The organism is Streptomyces sp. NPDC054849, from assembly GCF_053610945.1.
This window is the reverse complement of the sequence record NZ_JBSGZI010000032.1, coordinates 15,086-32,584: the sequence shown is the minus strand read 5'-3', so window position 1 is coordinate 32,584 and position 17,499 is coordinate 15,086. Positions and strand designations below refer to the sequence as shown.

Below are 17,499 nucleotides of genomic sequence, written 5' to 3'. Positions count from 1 at the left end.
GAAGCTCGTGGCCGCATGCACCGACCCTAGGAATCGGCCCCCGTCCGCTGCATCGCTCGCGGGCACGAGGGGCCCAGGTCCCGGCTCCGCCCGCGACCGGTACCCCCGGCCCACACCGGTCTCCGCCTCAGGGGGGAGGGCCCAGCTGACCTGACAGCCCATCAGCCGAGTGCCCCGGCGCCCCGTCCGCCGTCCGCCGTCCGCCGTCCGCCTCCGGACCGTGGCTCGTGGCCCGGCGACGAAAAGATCTGGCAGCGCGCGGTCCGGGCCTATACGATCACCGCGATGACCACCCATGCTGCTCACAGATCGGGGGTCCCGTCCGCGCAAGGTGAGTGCTGATGCTCACTCAGACCGCGTATGGGGATTCCCGCCTTTCCTTCTGGCGGCGGGTACGCGAGTACGCCGTACCGCCGTCCATGATCGAGTCTGCGACCGCCCGCCGTTCCGTCGGGGACTGGGCCGGCGCGTGCGCCGCCGCAAACATCGATGTCGACTTCAACCTGCGCCGTGTGGCGCGCTCGCACGGTGACGACCTCGCGGCCCGGATCCGGTCCGATCTTCGCCATATCGCGCCGGACCTGTTGCGCTGGCACATGCCGCGCATCGCTCCCGACGGGCTGCTGCGCCCGGGTCTGAGCATGGCTCTGGCCCGGTACGACACGGCCGGGCCTGACGAGGCCGGGCGGGTGTACCTCGTCGCCAGGACTCCACCGGCCTGGGCGGACGGCGGTCAGCGGATCAGCCTCGCGCTGTGGGACGGATCCCGCTCCGGAACAGGCGTCGCGGGTGACCCGTTCCGCCGGGACCGCCCCGACCGCAGGGACCGTCCCGACCGGCGCTTCCGCCTCGACCTGCACCGCCACCTGTGGGACGCCCGCAGGACCGGCGAACTGCGGGTCCGGGCAGGGGCCGACCGGTCACCCGCCGAGGGCCTCCCGGTACGGGACCCGGAGCTCCTGGAGGCGCTCCCGCAGGGGCATCGCTGCGCCGTCGACCGCTGGGCCGCCGAGGCGCAGATCCTGCTCCGCGCCGAGGGGCGGCCCACCGGGACCGGATCCGTCACCGTGCGGTTCGGGTCCCGGCAACGGCTGGTCCTTGACGTGCACGCGGACGGAGGCGGAGGCGCGGACGGGAACTGCCCCGGTCGGCCAGCCATGCGGATCACGGCGGCGCCCGCGGACGGCAGCGCCTCGGCCCTGCCGGTCCTGCCCGACGCCGCGGCTTGGGTGCTGCCCGACCTTGAGCTGATCCGGACCGGTTCGATCGAGGCCGGCCGGCTGCATCCGCTGGTCGCCTCGGCACTGGTACCGGATCGTCCGCCGGCCGTTCCGTCCGGGACCGCGGAACGGGCGGGGCCGCCGCGCCTCGTCGAATGTCGCGGGGAACAGCACCGGATCGGCCTGGTGGACGGGGTACTGGCGCCGCTGGACCACGATCGGGCGGAGATCCGCCGGGAGGAACTGCTGGTCGCACTGACCGGCACTCCGCTCCCCTGTCTGCAGGCCATCGATGCGGCGCACCGTCGTCCGGACTGCCTCACCGGGGTCCGCGAACGCCTGGACCACGGTGACACCGCCGGGGCGCTGGCCGTCGTCGAGGGCCTGCTGGGTCCGGACGCGACGCTGCGCACCGGGGCGCTGCGGGACGCACTGGAGGCGGCCGCGCAGCGGCGGATCACCTACGGACTGTTCCGTGCGGGCCTGGCCGGACCGGGGCCCGGCCGCACTCCCCCGCGGGCCCGCCGCCCGCGGCACGACCGCTCCCACCCTCGCCGGGCGAACTCTCGTTGACCCGGGGACCTTCCGTCCCCGCACCCACTCGACCCTTCACGAAACCCACAGGTGATCACGCATGCCCGTATACGCCCCGCTCTCCGCACCCGACGCCCCCTGCCCCGGCCCCGGATTCCCGTCCGCAGCCGCCGGCATCACGTCCGCCGCCGCCGACGCCCCCCTCGACCCGGTCCACGCCTCCCCACTCGACATCGCCGGAGCCTTGCTGGACCTGCTGCGCGACACCACCACCGAGCCGCGCCCCGACCTCCAGCTGGAGGCCCTGACCCTGGCCGTGGCGGCAGATCTGCCCGTGCTCCTGTGGGGTGAGCCGGGCATCGGCAAGACCGCGGCCCTGACACAGCTCTCCGAGACCCTGGGCCTTCCGCTGACCACGGTCATCGCCAGTGTGCACGAGCCGTCCGACTTCTCCGGTCTGCCCATCGTCGGAGACGATCCCGCGGAGCAGGGCGTCCCGATGGCCCCGCCGGACTGGGCCGTGCGTCTGGTCCGGGCAGGCAGCGGACTTCTCTTCCTGGACGAGCTGTCCACCGCGCCGCCCGCCGTCCAGGCCGCACTGCTCCGCCTCGTGCTCGAGCGGCGGATCGGCACCCTGCACCTGCCGCCCGCGGTCCGGATCGTGGCCGCCGCCAATCCGCGGTCCTCGGCGGCCGACGGCTGGGAGCTCAGCCCGCCCCTGGCCAACCGGTTCGTCCACCTCCGGTGGACCCACGACCCCGAGGTCGTGGTCCGCGGGCTGGGCGGGACCTGGCCCCGGGCCACCCTGCCGCGCCTCGACGCGCAGCGCCTGCCGGCGGCCGTGGACTACGCCCGGCGTGCGGTGTGCGCGCTCCTCGCCGCCCGGCCCGCGCTCGTCCACCTGCTGCCCGGCAACGAAGCGCGGCGGGGCGGCCCCTGGCCGTCCCCGCGCAGCTGGGACATGACACTGCGTCTGATCGCCTTCGCCACCGCCGCCGGCTCCTCCAGAGAAGTCCTCTCCCTCCTGGTCAGGGGCACCGTGGGGGACGGTCCGGGGCTGGAGCTGCTGGCCTCACTGGACCGGCTGGACCTCCCCGACCCCGAGTCGCTGCTCGCCGACCCGTCGGGCGCCGTCCTGCCCGATCGGGGGGACCTGCGCCAAGCGGTGCTCGACGCGGTGGTGGCAGCGGTCCGCAAGCGCCCGGAGAAGGCCCGCTGGGACGCGGCGTGGGCGCTCCTGGTCCGGGCGGTGGAGACCGGAGCCCCGGACCTGGTGGTCGTTCCCGCGACCACGCTCGCCTCGCTGCGCCGGGAGGACTGGGACGTTCCGGCGTTGATCGAACGGCTCGCCGGAGTGGTGGGCCTGTCCCAGCGTGCGGACCGGGCGGCGGCCCGCACGGCGGACCGGGCCGCGGCCCCCGCGCGGGCCGGCCGGTGAGCCCGGACACGGCGGGGGCACTGGACCGCGACAAGCTCTTCGCCGCCCGGCTGCACGCGGCCCGGGTCCGCCCCTACCTTGCGACGGCGCTGTTCGCCCTGCACACCGTGGAGTCACGGCGGGTACCGACGATGGCCGTCGACCGGCACTGGCGGTGCTACGTCTCGCCGTCGTTCGTGGACCGGACGCCGGTGGAGGAGCTCGCGGGAGTCTGGGTGCACGAGGTGTCGCACCTGCTGCGCGATCACCACGGGCGCGGCGACCGCGTCGCGCGGAAGCAGGGGCTGAGCGGCCCCGGGGAACGGCTGCGGATGAACATCGCCGCGGACTGCGAGATCAACGACGATGCGTTCGGGGACGGGTTGACGTGCCCCGACGACGTCGTGAAGCCGGAGTGCCTGGGCCTGCCCCCGGGGCTGCTCATGGAGGACTACCTGCGCCGGTTCAGCCTCGGGCCGATGACGCGGGAACTGGTCTGGCTGGACTGCGGCAGCGGCGCCGACGGGCTGGAACGGGAGTGGGACCTGGGGCCGGACGGCGCGGACGGCCTCAGCGAGCAGGCCCGGGACGCGGTCCGGTTCCGGGTGGCACAGGGGATCACCGGCCGTCCCGGGAACGCCCCGAAGGCGTGGAAGCGGTGGGCGGAGGAGGCGTTCCACCCGCCGCAGCCGTGGCGGGCGTTGCTGGGGGCGGCGGTCCGCTCGGCGGCCTCCGGCTCGGGCGCAGGCCACGACTACAGCTACGGCCGGCCGTCGCGCCGCTCGGCCGGTGTGCCCGGCGCCGTCCTGCCGAGCCTGCTGCGCAGGCCGCCCCGGGTCTCGGTGGTCATCGACACCTCCGGGTCGGTCAGCGACGCCGAACTGGGCAGTGCGCTGCTGGAGGTCGCCGCGATCTCCCACGCCGTCGGCGGCCGTCGCGACCTGATCACCGTGGTGCCGTGTGACGCGGCGGCCCGGATCGTGCATCCTCTGTGCAGGGGCGAGGGCATCCCGCTGCTGGGCGGCGGGGGTACGGATCTGCGTACGGGCTTCGCCAAGGCACTGCGGGCGGGGCCCCGGCCGGACGTCATCGTCGTCCTGACCGACGGGCAGACGTCCTGGCCGGCGTCCCGACCGCCCTGCCGGACGGTGGTGGGCCTGTTCCCCCGGGAGGCGGGGTGGGACGAGGACGATCCCGACCCCGCATACACACCGGACGCGCCGCCCGAGTGGGCGCGCGTGGTGACCATCGGCTCCACTCCCGCCGCCCGGTGAGACGGCGGTACGGACATGCGGGAGTTTCCGGCGCCGAACTCCGCCGCGGAGACCTCCGAGTGGCGGCGACGTTGTTCTGACCACCACCCCACGTACGCGCCTCAGCCGACCCGGATGCCGATCACGCACGTGTCGTCGTCCGTGTCGGACCGGCTCTCGGCGAGGAGGCGGTCCAGCTGCCCGTCCAGGTCCCCGGCCGCGGCGGCCGCCGCGTTCACGAGATGGCCGAGCGAGTCCTGGACCGAGCAGTCCCGCCGTTCCACCAGACCGTCCGTGAACATCAGCAGGGTGTCGTCCGGTTCGAGCTGCATCTCCCGCTCCACGTAAGTGACATCGGGCAGGGCTCCGAGGAGCAGGCCCTCGATGAGCGGGAAGGCCCCGGCCTCGCCCCCGCGTACGAGTACGGGCGGCAGGTGACCCGCGCGCGCCCAGCGCAGCACCCTGGTGCTCGGGTCGAAGAGGCCGCAGACGGCGGTGGCCGTCACGTGCTTGGCCAGGTGATGGGTGACCGTGTTGAGCCAGGACAGCAACTGGGCGGGCCCGGCGCCGGTGACGGCGAGGCCGCGCAGGGCGTTGCGCAGCACGACCATGCCGGTGGCCGCCTCGATGCCGTGACCGGCGACGTCCCCCACGGACACCATGATCAGCCCGGAGGGCAGGACCACGGCGTCATACCAGTCGCCTCCGACGAGTGACTCGGTCTCCGCCGGCCGGTAACGGACGGCGACCCGCAGCCCCGGCGCCTCGATGGCCGGGGGCGAGGGCGGCATGATGGCGTGCTGCAACTGCAGGGCGAGCCGGTTGCGTTCGGCGGACTCGGCCTCGGTGTGGGCGAGCTGGTCCCTGGTCGCGGCCAGCGCCACCTCGGTCCAGTGCTGGGCGGAGATGTCCTGGTAGGCGCCGCGCACGGCATGCAGCCGCTGGTCGGCGTCGAGGACGGGCTCGGCGACGACCCGGATGTGGCGGGTGATTCCGTCGGGTCTCCGGAGGCGGAAGTTCACCGAGGAGGGACGACGGTGGCGGAGCACCGCCCGCAGGAAGCGGCCGAGGGCGGCGGAGTCGTCCGGATGGGCGTAGCCGGGCAGTTCCCGCAGCCGTACCGGGGGCTCGGTGGCCGGGAGTCCGTGCAGCGCGTACAGCTGCGCGTTCCAGGTGGTCTCTCCGGTGGCGAGGTTCTCCTCGAAACCGCCGATCCGGCCCAGGCGCTGGGCGTGCTGGAGGAGGTTGGCCAGCCGGGCCGTCTCGTCCTCGATCCGCCAGATCAGCAGGACGGCGGCGCCGTGGCGGCTCACGCTGATGTCCGCGACCGAGGTGAGCGGGATCTGGTCGACGAGCGCGGTCAGGCTCATGCGTTCGGCCCTGAACGGCTCGCCCGTCGCGTGCACGCGCTCGATGATGTCGAACAGCCCGCTCTCGCCGGCGGCCATCGGATAGGCCTCCAGCAGCAGCGCACCGTTGACGTCACCGCGCGGCCGTCCCACCGGGTCGACGAACCGGCTGCCGACGTGACGGATCCGGAAGTCGCCGAGCCCGCCCTCGGGGTCGAGGACCGGGGTGAGCACCACGGCGGGATCCTGCAGTCCCTCGGCGAGGTCGATGAGCTCCACGACGTCCGGGAGCACCGCGTCGGCGGTCACCGGGTCGCGTGGGGGCGCAACGTCCATGGTGTGGGCGCACAGCTCCGCGAGGGCCTCGACTTGACGCTCGATCTGCGGTGACTGCGGTGCCAGGGGCTGCGGCCAGCAGATTTCGAGGACGCCGTGGATCCGTCCGCCCGTCCCCGTCGGTACGGCCATCCGTCCGCCGTCGGGCCACTGGAGGTGACCGATGGAGGGCAGCCCTTCGCGCGTGAGGTCGGCGACGGTGACCAGTCGGCGTTCCCCCAGCGCGAGGCGGGCGACGGTGGAGACGCCCGGCGGTACGTGCCGCCAGCGGGCGGCCTCCCCGGGCGGGAATCCGGCGTGGCCGGCGAGGGCCAGCGAGCCGTCGGGCACCGCGGTCCACACCGCGACGGCGACCGCTCCCAGGGGGCCCAGGGCGTTCGTCAGGAGGGACTCGGCCACCGCCTGGGTGTCGGCGGCGGCGGCCAGCATGCCGCTCTCGGCGGTGCGCAGCCGCACCGACACCGCGGAGGGCGGCTCGGTGGCGGGGGCGCCGGCCGTGGCGGTCCGCTCGACGAATTCTGCGGCGATCTCGCTGACACGGTCGCGGGACGCCTGGTTGACGATGTCGGCGGCGAGTTCCAAGAGGGACGTCCCACTTTCGCGGCACAGCACGTCGAGCTGCTGTGCCGCCGCGGCCGGCGTGCAGTTCAGCTGCCCGATCAGGACGCCCTTGGCCAGTTCGACCAAGGCCCTGCCGTCGGCTGCCGCGTGTGCCTCCAGCACCTCACGGCGCAGCCGTTCGACCGTCGCGACGAGACGTCCGAGCGGGGTCGGCGCCTGGTGCGGGACGACGCTCGCGGCCTGATCGCGGGTCGCCGTACGCTGCGGGCGGGCATCGTCGTGCCGTTGCGTGTCCGCGGTCATCGCGTGAGCCAGTGCCGGACGCGGGCGATGAGGTCGTCGGCATCCACCGGTTTGGTCACATAGTCGCTGGCGCCCGCGGCGAGGCTCTTCTCCCGGTCCCCGGGCATCGCCTTGGCGGTGACCGCGATGATGGGCAGGCGCTGGTACTCCGGCATCCGCCGGATCTCGGCGGTGGCGGCGTAGCCGTCCAGTTCGGGCATCATGACGTCCATCAGCACGAGGTCGACACCTGCGTTGCGGGTGAGGGTGTCGATGCCCTTGCGGCCGTCCTCGGCGTGGAGCACGTGCATGCCGTGCAGTTCGAGGATCCCGCTGAGGGCGAACAGGTTGCGTGCGTCGTCGTCGACGACGAGGACGGTGCGTCCGGCCAGCTCGCCGTCGAGCACATGGGTGGCCGGCTGCCGCTGCGCGTCTCCCTGCACGAGGGGCGGCACGTCCCCCGGCTGCTCGGCGGACAGGTGGAGCGCGATGCGCTCCCGCAGCTCGTCCAGGCTGGACAGCATCTCCACGTGGCGGGCTGCGGACCGCTCCCGCAGGGCCTTCTCCTGACCGGTCCCGACCCGGGGATTGTCGTGTGCGAGGACGGGGAGCGAGGAGAGGGCCGGGTCGCCGTCGAGCGCGTCGAGGAAGCGCAGCGCCTCACCGTCGGGCATGTCCAGCTGCAGGACGACGCAGTGGAAGGAGTCGGATGCCAGGGCCGCGGCGGCCTCCCGTGCGCTCGTCGCGTTGACCACATGGCTGCCGCCGCGCTCCCCCGTCACCTGAGGGCGGGGGACGACGTCCCGGTCGGCGCTCTCGGCCACGAGGGTGAGCAGGCCGTTGGGCCGTTCCTCGATCACGAGCAGGCGGCGGGGGCGCCGCTGGGCCGGGAGCGCGGGGGTGTCCGGACGGTCCGCATCGGCCGCCCTGGACGCGTTGCCGCGCGACGGTGTCACAGGCGTCTCGGCGTGGACGGCGTCGGAGTGGGGGGCGGCCTCGTAGTCCGCGCGGCTGACCGGCAGGTAGAGGGTGAAGGTGCTGCCCTGGCCCGGTGTGCTCTCCGCGGTGACCGCCCCGCCCAGGAGCTGGGCGATCTCGCGGCTGATGGAGAGCCCGAGGCCGGTGCCGCCGTATTTGCGGCTGGTGGTGCCGTCGGCCTGCTGGAAGGCTCCGAACACGGACTCCAGCTGCTGCTCGGGGATGCCGATGCCCGTGTCCCGTACCCGGAAGGCCAGCAGCGGGCCGCGCCGGGGAAGACCGGCGGGGATCTCGGAGACGGCCGCCGGTTCGATACGGAGCTCGACGCCGCCGCGCTCGGTGAACTTGACCGCGTTGGACAGCAGGTTGCGCAGGATCTGGCGCAGCCGGGAGTCGTCGGTGAGCAGGTCGTCGGGTGCGTCGGGGGCGGTGGTGACGGTGAAGTCGAGGCTCTTCTGCGTGGTCATCGGCCGGAAGGTCGCGTCGACGTACTCGAGCAGCTGGGGCAGGTCCACCCGCTCGGGATGGACGTCCATCTTTCCGGCTTCGACCTTGGACAGGTCGAGGATGTCGTTGATCAGCTGGAGCAGGTCCGAGCCGGCCGAGTGGATGATGCCCGCGTACTCGACCTGCTTGGGGGTGAGGTTGCGAGTGGGGTTCTGGGCGAGCAGCTGCGCGAGGATGAGCAGGCTGTTGAGCGGTGTCCGCAGCTCGTGGCTCATGTTGGCCAGGAACTCGGACTTGTAGGTGGAGGCCAGTGACAACTGCTGTGCGCGGGTCTCCAGTTCCTGCCTGGCCTGTTCGATCTCCAGGTTCTTGGCCTCGATGTCGCTGTTCTGGCTGGCGAGGAGGGCCGCCTTCTCCTCCAGCTCCGCGTTGGAGCGCTGGAGTTCCTCCTGCTGGACCTGGAGTTCCTCCGAGCGGGCCTGGAGCTCGGCGGTCAGTCGCTGGGACTCGCCGAGCAGTTCGTCGGTCCGGGCGTTGGCGACGATCGTGTTGACGTTGGCGCCGATGGTCTCCATCAGCTGGGTGAGGAAGTCGCGGTGCACGGGGGTGAATCTCGTGAAGGATGCGAGTTCGATCACTCCGAGGACCTGCTCGTCCACCACGATCGGCAGGATGATCAAGGCGCCCGGGGTGGTGCGGCCCAGCCCCGAGGAGATGACGTAGTCGCCGGGGACCTGGTCGGTGGCGATGATCCGGTGGCTGCGGGCCGCCTGCCCGACCAGGGACTCGCCGAGGGCGAACACGGTGGGCTCCTCGGCGCCCGAGGGACGGCCGTAGGAGCCGACGAGGGTGAGCACGGTGCCGCGGGGGCCGTCCTCGGCGAGGTAGAAGGCGCCGTACTGGGCGGCGACGAGCGGCGTCAGTTCGTCCATGACGAGTTCGGCGACGGCGGCGAGGTCCCGGTGGCCCTGCATCAGGCCGGAGATGCGGGCCAGATTGGACTTGAGCCAGTCCTGCTCCTGGTTGGCCCGGGTGCTCTCGCGCAGCGACCCGACCATGGAGTTGATGTTGTCCTTGAGTTCCGCGACCTCACCCGAGGCGTCGACCGTGATCGAGCGGGTCAGGTCGCCCTCGGCGACCGCGCTGGCGACCTCTGCGATGGCCCGGACCTGGCGGGTCAGGTTGCCGGCCAGCTCGTTGACGTTCTCGGTCAGGCGCTTCCAGGTGCCGGAGACGCCCTCGACCTCGGCCTGGCCGCCGAGTCGGCCCTCACTGCCGACCTCGCGGGCGACGCGGGTGACCTCGGCCGCGAAGGAGGAGAGCTGGTCGACCATCGTGTTGATGGTGGTCTTCAGCTCAAGGATCTCGCCGCGGGCGTCCACGTCGATCTTCTTGGACAGGTCTCCGTTGGCGACGGCGGTGGTGACGAGGGCGATGTTGCGGACCTGGCCGGTGAGGTTGTTCGCCATGGAGTTGACGTTGTCGGTGAGGTCCTTCCAGGTGCCCGCCACGTTGGGGACCTGTGCCTGACCGCCGAGCCGGCCCTCGGTGCCGACCTCACGGGCCACCCGCGTCACCTCGTCGGCGAACGCGGAGAGGGTGTCGACCATCGTGTTGATGACCCCGGCCAGCGCGGCGACCTCGCCCTTCGCCTCCACCGTGATCTTCTGCGAGAGGTCGCCGCGGGCGACGGCGGTGGCCACCTGGGCGATGGACCGCACCTGACCGGTGAGGTTGGACGCCATGACGTTGACGTTGTCGGTGAGGTCCTTCCAGGTGCCGGAGACCCCACGGACCGTGGCCTGGCCGCCCAGGTTGCCCTCGGTGCCGACTTCGCGGGCCACCCGGGTGACCTCGTCGGCGAACGCGGACAGCTGGTCGACCATCGTGTTGATGGTCTCCTTCAGCTCCAGGATCTCGCCGCGCGCGTCCACCCGGATCTTCTGCGTCAGGTCGCCCTGGGCCACGGCGGTGGTGACCTCGGCGATCGAGCGCACCTGGGCGGTGAGGTTGTCGGCCATGACGTTGACCGATTCCGTCAGGTCCTTCCACGTGCCGGAGACGCCCTTCACGTCCGCCTGGCCTCCGAGGCGGCCCTCGGTGCCGACTTCACGGGCCACCCTCGTGACCTCCCCGGCGAAACCGGAGAGCTGGTCGACCATCGTGTTGATTGTCTCCTTCAGCTCCAGGATCTCCCCGCGAGCCGTGACGGTGATCTTCTGCGAGAGGTCGCCCTTGGCCACGGCGGTCGCGACCTGGGCGATGGAGCGCACCTGGGCCGTGAGATTTCCGGCCATGAAGTTGACCGAATCGGTGAGGTCCAGCCAGGCTCCCCCGACTCCCGGCACGTCGGCCTGGCCGCCCAGCGTTCCCTCGGTGCCCACTTCGCGGGCCACCCGCGTCACCTCGGAGGTGAACTGCGAGAGCTGGTTGACCATCCCGTTGAAGACGGTGGCGATCTCCCCGAGCAGCCCGTCCGCCCCATCGGGCAGCCGGGTGCGGAAATCCCCGTCGCGTACGGCGGTCAGCCCGGCCAGCAACTGGCGCAGCTCCGTCTCGCCGATACCGCTCTCACCCGGCAGCACGGGTGCCCCGCTGCGTGCATCCGTGCCCGCCCGCTCGGCCATTCGCCAACCTCACTCTCGATACCAAACCGCTCCGATACGCGGGAAAGGACCGGCCCCCGGCTTCAGGCCATGCCGGAGCGCCCGACTCCGCCTGGGTCCGTCGTCACCGCGGAACCGGTCCGGTGAAGGCTAACGGCCCCGACGGGGCGACAGGACACGACCGACCACACCGGAGGCGGTGCGAGTTCACGCCCCGAGGGCGTCTTCGACACTCGCGTGCAGGGAGAGGACCGTGTCGGCGCCCGTCACGGCGAAGAGCCGTTGCAACTGCTCGCCGGGGGCGGCGATGCGCAGGGCGGTGAGGTGGTGCAGCCGCAGAAGCAGGTTCAGGAACGAGGAGTCACCGAAGGTGATGGAACTCGCGTCCAGAACCACCAGTGGGTAGCTGCCCGCCGCGGAGGTGAGAGCCTCCTCCAGGGGGGCCAGCGTGTCCTGATCGAGCTCCCCGCGGGCCGCGACCACCCAGCTGTCCGCCGCCGGGTAGCCGTCACCGACCACACCGTCCTGGTACGCGTCTCTTGCTCCGGTCATGTCCGCCTCCCCGGATCGCCACCTGTACGTTGTCCTCAGGGAGTATGCCTGCTCGTTCCACCGAGGAGGGCGTCTCCCGGCACGGCGCCCCCGCCTTTCCGGCGCGGGGCGACCCGAAGAAGAGACTCACGTCACCAAGATGATTAGAACTGCGAAGCCGGGGCACAAGCGTCCCGGCAGCCGTTAGTCAATCGGGAGGGAGCGGCCACCATGTCTCGCTCGGCCACCGTGGTAGGCCTTATTCGTGCAATAGACACGCAGGTCACTGTTCGTGATGACCACGGCACTGCGGAAGCGCCAGCTCCAACTCAGGATCAGGATCTGGTCCGTGTGGAGAACGCCCGCGAAATGGCGCCCGCCGACGCACGCGAGCTGTCGCGGGTCTTCTTCCGCACGCTGCGCACGCTGGAAGAGGGGACGCGCGAGTACCAGTACACGCGCAACACCCTGATCGAGATGAACCTCTCACTCGTGCAGTTCGCCGCGCGGCGCTTCCGTGCCCGCGTACTCGGCGGCGGTCTCGACATGGACGACATCATCCAGGTCGGAACGATCGGGCTGATCAAGGCCATCGACCGCTACGAGCCCGAGCGCGAGGTCGAATTCTCCACCCTCGCGCTTCCGTACATCACCGGTGAGATCAAGCGCTACTTCCGCGACACCACCTGGGCCGTGCACGTCCCGCGCCGCCTGCAGGAACTGCGTACGGAACTCGCCAAGGCGCAGGAGGCGCTGACCGACGTCCTGGGCAGGGCGCCGACGGTCAAGGAGGTCGCCCAGCACCTGGAACTGTCCGAGGACGAGGTCATCGACGGGCTGGTGGCCGCGAACGGCTACACGAGCGGTTCGCTCGACACCTCCGGCTCGGAGAGCGACGTGCCGTCCTCGACGAGCCGGACGACCCGGCCGCTGGCGGAGCGCGTGGGCGACGTCGACCCCGCCATGGAGCTCTTCGAGGAGTTCCACACCCTGGCACCCCTGCTGGAACAGCTGGACGAGCGTGACCGGCGCATCCTGCAGATGCGATTCGGCCAGGAGAAGACCCAGGCCGAGATCGGTGCCGAGCTGGGCATTTCCCAGATGCAGGTCTCCCGTCTCCTGTCCCGGACGCTGGCCCGGCTGCGCGCCGGCATGCTGACGGAGTAGGCCCGGGAATGACGTCCTCTCACCGACGCGACCGGTCCGCCTCCCCCGTCGGCGCACAAGCGCACCATGACGACGTGGCGGGGGCGGGCGCGGTCGCGCGGTGCGGGGACAGGCGGACGGGTGCGGGCGCGGCGACCCCGCTGACCGCCCTCCCCTTGCGGGACCGGCCCGGCGCACGCCTGAGCGGCAGCTGCGACTTCGACACCCGGCAGGCCCTGTCCGCCGCGCTCGGAGTCGTGACCGGGATCCCCGGGCCCGTCGTCCACCTCGATCTTTCCGCCGTGGCCTTCCTCGACACGACCGCAGTCGCCGCCCTGGTGCAGGCCTCGGCCGCCCTGGACGGTCAGGGGCGGCGCCTGTTGCTCCACGACCCGCCATACTCGCTGCGCAAGGTAGTGGAGATGTTCCCGGACGAATGCGCCGCGCTGGAGGTCGCAGCATGATCACTGTTCCTGCGCCCGCCGGGCCCGGGGCCTTCGTCCACCCTGCCCTCTTCTACGGGGATCTCGCCGAGTACCTCACCGGGGTGGGCGATTTCGTACGTGGGGCGCTGTCCGTCGACGAACCCGTCCTCGTCGCCGTGCCGGGCCCTCACCTGGACGCCCTGCGCGAGACCCTCGGCGAGAGCACGCCGGAGATCGCCTGGACGGACATGACGGAGCTGGGCCGCAATCCCGGGCGCATTCTGGCCGCCTTGCAGGATTTCGCCGACCGGCACGCGGGCCGGGCCGCCCGGATCGTCGGCGAGCCGATATGGCCCGGCCGCTCCCCCGCCGAGGTGCTGGAGGCCACCCGGCACGAGGCCCTCATCAACACGGCCTTCGCAGGCCGGGCGGCCACCATCCTCTGCCCTTACGACGTACGGGGTCTGGCGCCCTCGGTGGTGGCCGACGCCCGGCGCACCCACCCCACGCTCATCGAGCAGGGCCGGGACCTGCTGAGCCCGGTCTACACCGACGTCGCGACGGTCTCCGCGGACTGCGATCGCCCCCTGCCCGAACACGACGGCGAGGTGCCCCGGCTCGAGTACTCCCACGGAGGACTCGCCGAGGTGCGCGACTACGCCGAGGCCTGGGCGCACGGAACGGCCCTGTCCCCGGCACGACGCGGTGATCTCATCCTCGCCATCAGCGAGGCGGCGGCCAACTCCCTCTCCCACGGAGGCGGAAAAGGCACCCTCCGGCTGTGGACCACGGCCGGCGCCGCCGGGGCGGGAGTCGTCGCCGAGATCCACGACGGCGGCCGCCTGGCCGACCCCCTGGCGGGCCGTCGCCGCCCTTCCCTGGCGTCGGCCAACGGCGGCCGTGGTCTGTGGATGATCCACCAGCTCTGCGACCTGGTCGAGGTCCGTGCCACGGACGGCGGCTTCACGCTGCGGCTTCACATGGCGACGTCCTGAGAACGGCAGCGCCTTACACTGTCCCGGGCAGGCTCGTGCGGGCCCGGCCCGCCGGGGGGCGTACCGACAGTCCGAGACATCGACCGTGGCCACGCCGGGCAGATGCCGAGAGCACAGACCAGTGTCAACGTGGGGGTGAAAGAGCACAGTGGAGACCATCGGTCCGGAAACGGGCGATCCAGTGAGCGCCGGCCTTCCCGCCGGAGGGCAGCGCCGTCGGCTCGCCCTGGCGGGCGTCCGCGGCGCCGTGGGCAAGGGCCGCGACTTCACGCGCCAGGCCCTGCATGATTGGGGCTGGGACGGGACCGAGACCGCCGAGGACACCCTGCTCCTCGTGTCCGAACTGCTGACCAACGCCTCACTGCACGCGGACGGCTGTCACGAACTCGTGCTCACGGCCGGGGAGGCTTTGCGTATCGAGGTGTGCGACGGCACGACGACGCCGCCGCGCCGCCACCCGGCCCCGCAACGCGGTGTCCCGGGCGGCCACGGCCTCTACATCGTGGAGCGGCTGTCCGACCGCTGGGGCGTCCACACGCATGAACACGGGAAGGCCGTCTGGGCGGAGATCGAGGCCTCCCGACTGGTGTCCGGCAGGCCCACGGGACGATGACCGGGCCGGCCCGCACAGACCGCCCGGTCTGCCGGGCCCGCCCGGCATGCTCGGACCGCCCGGCCTGCTCGGACCGCCCCCGCCCTGTGGCGAGGGGCGTCGATCCGGCTGCCGCGGGCAGGAGCGCATCATGACCTCACATCAGATCACGACGCTGTCCCTGACCCCGGTGCCCGGCCCCGCCTGGGTGCACCTGCTCGTCATCGCCTTCGCCCTGCTCGTCCTCGTACACACGCTCGCCAGGCACCGCTGACAACCGCGCTGGATCCGCCTTCCACGGGGTATCCGCGAAGCATGGAAACCTCTTCGGAACGGCCGGGCGGCGCGCGGCGCCCGTGGTGGGGACGGATCGCCGTAGGCCTGGCGATGGTCGTGGTGCTGATCGTGCTCGTGGAGCGCTTCAGCCTGATTCCGGGATTCGGCGGCCTGTTCGGCGAGGAGACCCGGGACCGCTCCGGTCCCGCGCTGCTCAAGTCGATCCAGGACATGGCGCGTTACGAGGGCGCCGTCGGCAACTTCCAGGTGGTCGTGGACCTGGAGAAGGACGCGGCGCTCCTGCCGGATGCGATCCGCGGAACCCGCACCCTGTACGTGGGCTCCGGATCTGTCAGCGGGTACGTCGACCTGGGCCGACTCGACGAGCGCAACGTCACCGTGAACGGCGACCGCACCGAGGCCTCGATCCGGCTGCCCCACGCGGTGCTCGGGACGGCCGCCCTCGACCCGAACCGCTCGTACGCGGTGTCGAAGCAGCGGGGCCTGCTGGACCGGATCGGCGATCTGTTCTCCGACAACCCGGCCGGCGAGCAGGCCGTGCAGAAGCTCGCCGTACAGCACATCAACGCAGCCGCCCGCGACAGCGGTCTCGCCGAGCGCGCCGAGAAGAACACCACGTCGATGCTGGAGGGGCTGCTGCGTTCCCTGGGCTTCCGAAAGGTGACGGTCGCGTACGGCTGAGCCGTACCGTCGTCGCGCGCCGTCATCGGCTGCGCTCGGCCCCGGCGTCCCCCGCTCCCGGGGCCGGGCCCAGGAGGACGCGCGGCAGGGCGTCCGGGTGCTTCTCCACGAGCCACGCGACCAGCCGCTCCCGTACGGCGCAGCGTACCGTCCACAGATCGTCGGCGTCCTTGGCCGTGACGATGGCCCGCACCACGATGGTGGAGGACGTCGCCTCCGTGACGGCGAGGTCCCAGCCGCGGCCGTCCCACTCCGGGCAGTCGAGGAGGATCTCGTGGACCTTGTCGCGCATGAGGTCGACGGGCGCACTGTGGTCGCAGTGGAGGAAGACGGTGCCCGTCATCTGGACGCCGCCGCGGGACCAGTTCTCGAAGGGGCGGGTGGTGAAGTACGACACGGGCATGGTGATGCGGCGTTCGTCCCAGGTGCGTACGGCGAGGAAGGTGAGGGTGATGTCCTCGACCACCCCCCACTCGCCTGCCACCACGACCGTGTCGCCGATGCGCACCATGTCTCCGAAGGCGATCTGGAAGCCGGCGAAGAGGTTTCCGAGGGTGGACTGGGCCGCGACGCCCGCCACTATGCCGATGATCCCGGCGGAGGCGAGCATCGAGGTGCCGAGGGCGCGGAAGCTCGGGAAGGTGAGGAGCATCGCGGCGGCAGCGACGACGCCCACGACGACCGTGACGACCCGCATGATCAGCGTCACTTGGGTGCGGACCCGGCGCACCCGGGCCGGGTCGCGGGTGCCGGTGGCGTAACGGGCGTACCCCGACTCGACGACGGCGGAGGCCACGGCGACGATCAGCCAGGCCCCGGCACCGATCAGCGCGAGTGAGAGGATCCGGCCCACGGTGGCCGCGTTGTCCTGCAGCGGCGGCCACGCGGTCTGCCGGTAGGCGCCCTTGAGCAGCGCGGCGAGCAGCACGATCTGCAGGGGGCGGCGGCAGCGGCGCAGCAGGTTCCAGAGTGGGGTCTCGGGGTGCCGTGCGTCGGCTCGGCGCAACAGCAGGTCGACGGCCCATACGGCCGTGAGGGTGAGCAGGATCGAGCCGCCCAGGACGGCCGGCAGGCGTAGAGCGCTGTTCATATCTCCTCAGCGGATGAAAGGCGGCATGGACGTTCACGCGCCTGCCCCCTGGGAGGGAACTGACACGACTCCCCTTGTCCCCCGAGCTGTGCGGCACTCCGGGCGTTGCCAACTCTGCTTCGCATGCGCCCAGTTCACCGATGCCTCCCACGTCGAGGGCCGGTGCATGGGGCCTTCGGGGGCGGGTAGCCGCGCCTCGAGATGTCCTCAACCACGGAAGGGGTGCACATGTCGCACGTCGAGGAGTACGTCGAGGTCAACGTCCCCGTACGCACGGCCTACAACCAGTGGACGCAGTTCGAGGACTTCCCCGCCTTCATGGAGGGAGTCGAACGCATCGAGCAGCGCACGAACACGCTCACCCACTGGGTGACGAACGTGAACGGTGTGCGGCGCGAGTTCGACGCACGGATCACCGAGCAGCTCCCGGACCGGCGCGTCGCCTGGATGACGGTCGACGGGGACCCCCGCCAGGCCGGGCTCGTCACCTTCCAGCCGATCGACGCGAGCACCACCAAGGTCGTCCTGCACATGAACTGGGTGCCGGACGGTCTGGCCGAGTCGGCCGCCGACAAACTCGGCTTCGTCAAGCGTCAGGTCGCGGGTGATCTGAAGCGGTTCAAGCTGTTCATCGAGTCGCGCGGGGTCGAGACGGGCGCCTGGCGCGGCGAGGTCTGAGCGGCTGAGCGGCTGAGCGGCTGATCGCGAGGGAATCCCGGCCGGGCCCGCACCGTGGGCCCGGCCGTTCGGCGCCCCGAC

General features: G+C 72.0%; 14 protein-coding genes. 10 read left to right on the top strand and 4 right to left on the bottom strand.

Annotated elements, in window-relative coordinates; genetic code table 11:
• Positions 1 to 341 precede the first annotated feature (341 nt).
• The 3 genes from ACWGIF_RS16700 to ACWGIF_RS16690 all read left to right on the top strand — a co-directional run bounded on the left by ACWGIF_RS16700 (position 342) and on the right by ACWGIF_RS16690 (position 4,445).
• Entirely contained in the window at positions 342 to 1,793 is a 1,452-nt protein-coding gene (locus ACWGIF_RS16700; RefSeq protein ID WP_453497415.1) for a hypothetical protein, read from the top strand.
• A 61-nt stretch (positions 1,794 to 1,854) separates the two neighbouring features.
• Positions 1,855 to 3,192: an AAA family ATPase gene (locus ACWGIF_RS16695; protein WP_453497412.1), complete on the top strand. Its 1,338-nt coding sequence runs from the start codon at positions 1,855 to 1,857 to the stop codon at positions 3,190 to 3,192.
• The gene (locus ACWGIF_RS16690) at positions 3,189 to 4,445 is read left to right on the top strand and encodes a vWA domain-containing protein (RefSeq protein ID WP_453497409.1); all 1,257 of its coding nucleotides are present in this window, start codon (positions 3,189 to 3,191) and stop codon (positions 4,443 to 4,445) included. Before ACWGIF_RS16695 ends, ACWGIF_RS16690 begins: the two co-directional genes overlap by 4 nt.
• Before the next feature lie 101 nt (positions 4,446 to 4,546).
• Here the strand turns inward: ACWGIF_RS16690 and ACWGIF_RS16685 are convergent, their stop codons facing one another.
• The 3 genes from ACWGIF_RS16685 to ACWGIF_RS16675 form a co-directional block, all read right to left on the bottom strand.
• Positions 4,547 to 6,973, bottom strand: a complete 2,427-nt coding sequence (locus ACWGIF_RS16685) for a SpoIIE family protein phosphatase (protein ID WP_453497406.1) — start codon at positions 6,971 to 6,973, stop codon at positions 4,547 to 4,549.
• Positions 6,970 to 11,004, bottom strand: coding sequence for a HAMP domain-containing protein (locus ACWGIF_RS16680; protein ID WP_453497403.1), 4,035 nt, complete (start codon positions 11,002 to 11,004; stop codon positions 6,970 to 6,972). Before ACWGIF_RS16680 ends, ACWGIF_RS16685 begins: the two co-directional genes overlap by 4 nt.
• A gap of 186 nt (positions 11,005 to 11,190) precedes the next feature.
• Complete coding sequence (locus ACWGIF_RS16675) at positions 11,191 to 11,535, bottom strand: STAS domain-containing protein (RefSeq protein WP_453497400.1); 345 nt, start codon at positions 11,533 to 11,535, stop codon at positions 11,191 to 11,193.
• A 210-nt stretch (positions 11,536 to 11,745) separates the two neighbouring features.
• Between ACWGIF_RS16675 and ACWGIF_RS16670 the strand changes: the two genes are divergently transcribed.
• From ACWGIF_RS16670 to ACWGIF_RS16645, 6 genes are all read left to right on the top strand, one after another.
• Positions 11,746 to 12,681 (top strand): SigB/SigF/SigG family RNA polymerase sigma factor, encoded by a 936-nt coding sequence (locus tag ACWGIF_RS16670; protein WP_453497397.1) that lies wholly within the window; start codon positions 11,746 to 11,748, stop codon positions 12,679 to 12,681.
• Between the two features lie 8 nt (positions 12,682 to 12,689).
• On the top strand, positions 12,690 to 13,124 hold the full coding sequence (locus ACWGIF_RS16665) for an STAS domain-containing protein (RefSeq protein WP_453497394.1): 435 nt from the start codon (positions 12,690 to 12,692) through the stop codon (positions 13,122 to 13,124).
• Positions 13,121 to 14,080: an anti-sigma factor RsbA family regulatory protein gene (locus ACWGIF_RS16660; protein WP_453497391.1), complete on the top strand. Its 960-nt coding sequence runs from the start codon at positions 13,121 to 13,123 to the stop codon at positions 14,078 to 14,080. The genes ACWGIF_RS16665 and ACWGIF_RS16660 overlap by 4 nt, the downstream gene beginning before the upstream one ends.
• A gap of 148 nt (positions 14,081 to 14,228) precedes the next feature.
• Complete coding sequence (locus tag ACWGIF_RS16655; RefSeq protein WP_453497388.1) at positions 14,229 to 14,693, top strand: ATP-binding protein; 465 nt, start codon at positions 14,229 to 14,231, stop codon at positions 14,691 to 14,693.
• A 130-nt stretch (positions 14,694 to 14,823) separates the two neighbouring features.
• Entirely contained in the window at positions 14,824 to 14,946 is a 123-nt protein-coding gene (locus ACWGIF_RS16650) for a hypothetical protein (RefSeq protein ID WP_453497385.1), read from the top strand.
• Between the two features lie 41 nt (positions 14,947 to 14,987).
• The gene (locus ACWGIF_RS16645; protein WP_453497383.1) at positions 14,988 to 15,650 is read left to right on the top strand and encodes a DUF4230 domain-containing protein; all 663 of its coding nucleotides are present in this window, start codon (positions 14,988 to 14,990) and stop codon (positions 15,648 to 15,650) included.
• A gap of 22 nt (positions 15,651 to 15,672) precedes the next feature.
• On the opposite strand, the gene ACWGIF_RS16640 is transcribed toward ACWGIF_RS16645, so the two are convergent.
• Positions 15,673 to 16,740, bottom strand: a complete 1,068-nt coding sequence (locus ACWGIF_RS16640; RefSeq protein ID WP_453497380.1) for a mechanosensitive ion channel family protein — start codon at positions 16,738 to 16,740, stop codon at positions 15,673 to 15,675.
• A 228-nt stretch (positions 16,741 to 16,968) separates the two neighbouring features.
• Here ACWGIF_RS16640 and ACWGIF_RS16635 point away from each other — a divergent pair, with 228 nt between their 5' ends.
• Entirely contained in the window at positions 16,969 to 17,418 is a 450-nt protein-coding gene (locus tag ACWGIF_RS16635) for an SRPBCC family protein (protein WP_453497377.1), read from the top strand.
• The last annotated feature ends 81 nt before the right edge of the window (positions 17,419 to 17,499 follow it).

Coding starts and splice junctions, on each gene's coding strand:
- ACWGIF_RS16700 (WP_453497415.1), top strand. CDS start 342: ATGCTCACTCAGACCGCGTATGGGGATTCCCGCCTTTCCTTCTGGCGG.
- ACWGIF_RS16695 (WP_453497412.1), top strand. CDS start 1,855: ATGCCCGTATACGCCCCGCTCTCCGCACCCGACGCCCCCTGCCCCGGC.
- ACWGIF_RS16685 (WP_453497406.1), bottom strand. CDS start 6,973: ATGACCGCGGACACGCAACGGCACGACGATGCCCGCCCGCAGCGTACG.
- ACWGIF_RS16680 (WP_453497403.1), bottom strand. CDS start 11,004: ATGGCCGAGCGGGCGGGCACGGATGCACGCAGCGGGGCACCCGTGCTG.
- ACWGIF_RS16675 (WP_453497400.1), bottom strand. CDS start 11,535: ATGACCGGAGCAAGAGACGCGTACCAGGACGGTGTGGTCGGTGACGGC.
- ACWGIF_RS16670 (WP_453497397.1), top strand. CDS start 11,746: ATGTCTCGCTCGGCCACCGTGGTAGGCCTTATTCGTGCAATAGACACG.
- ACWGIF_RS16665 (WP_453497394.1), top strand. CDS start 12,690: ATGACGTCCTCTCACCGACGCGACCGGTCCGCCTCCCCCGTCGGCGCA.
- ACWGIF_RS16660 (WP_453497391.1), top strand. CDS start 13,121: ATGATCACTGTTCCTGCGCCCGCCGGGCCCGGGGCCTTCGTCCACCCT.
- ACWGIF_RS16650 (WP_453497385.1), top strand. CDS start 14,824: ATGACCTCACATCAGATCACGACGCTGTCCCTGACCCCGGTGCCCGGC.
- ACWGIF_RS16645 (WP_453497383.1), top strand. CDS start 14,988: ATGGAAACCTCTTCGGAACGGCCGGGCGGCGCGCGGCGCCCGTGGTGG.
- ACWGIF_RS16640 (WP_453497380.1), bottom strand. CDS start 16,740: ATGAACAGCGCTCTACGCCTGCCGGCCGTCCTGGGCGGCTCGATCCTG.
- ACWGIF_RS16635 (WP_453497377.1), top strand. CDS start 16,969: ATGTCGCACGTCGAGGAGTACGTCGAGGTCAACGTCCCCGTACGCACG.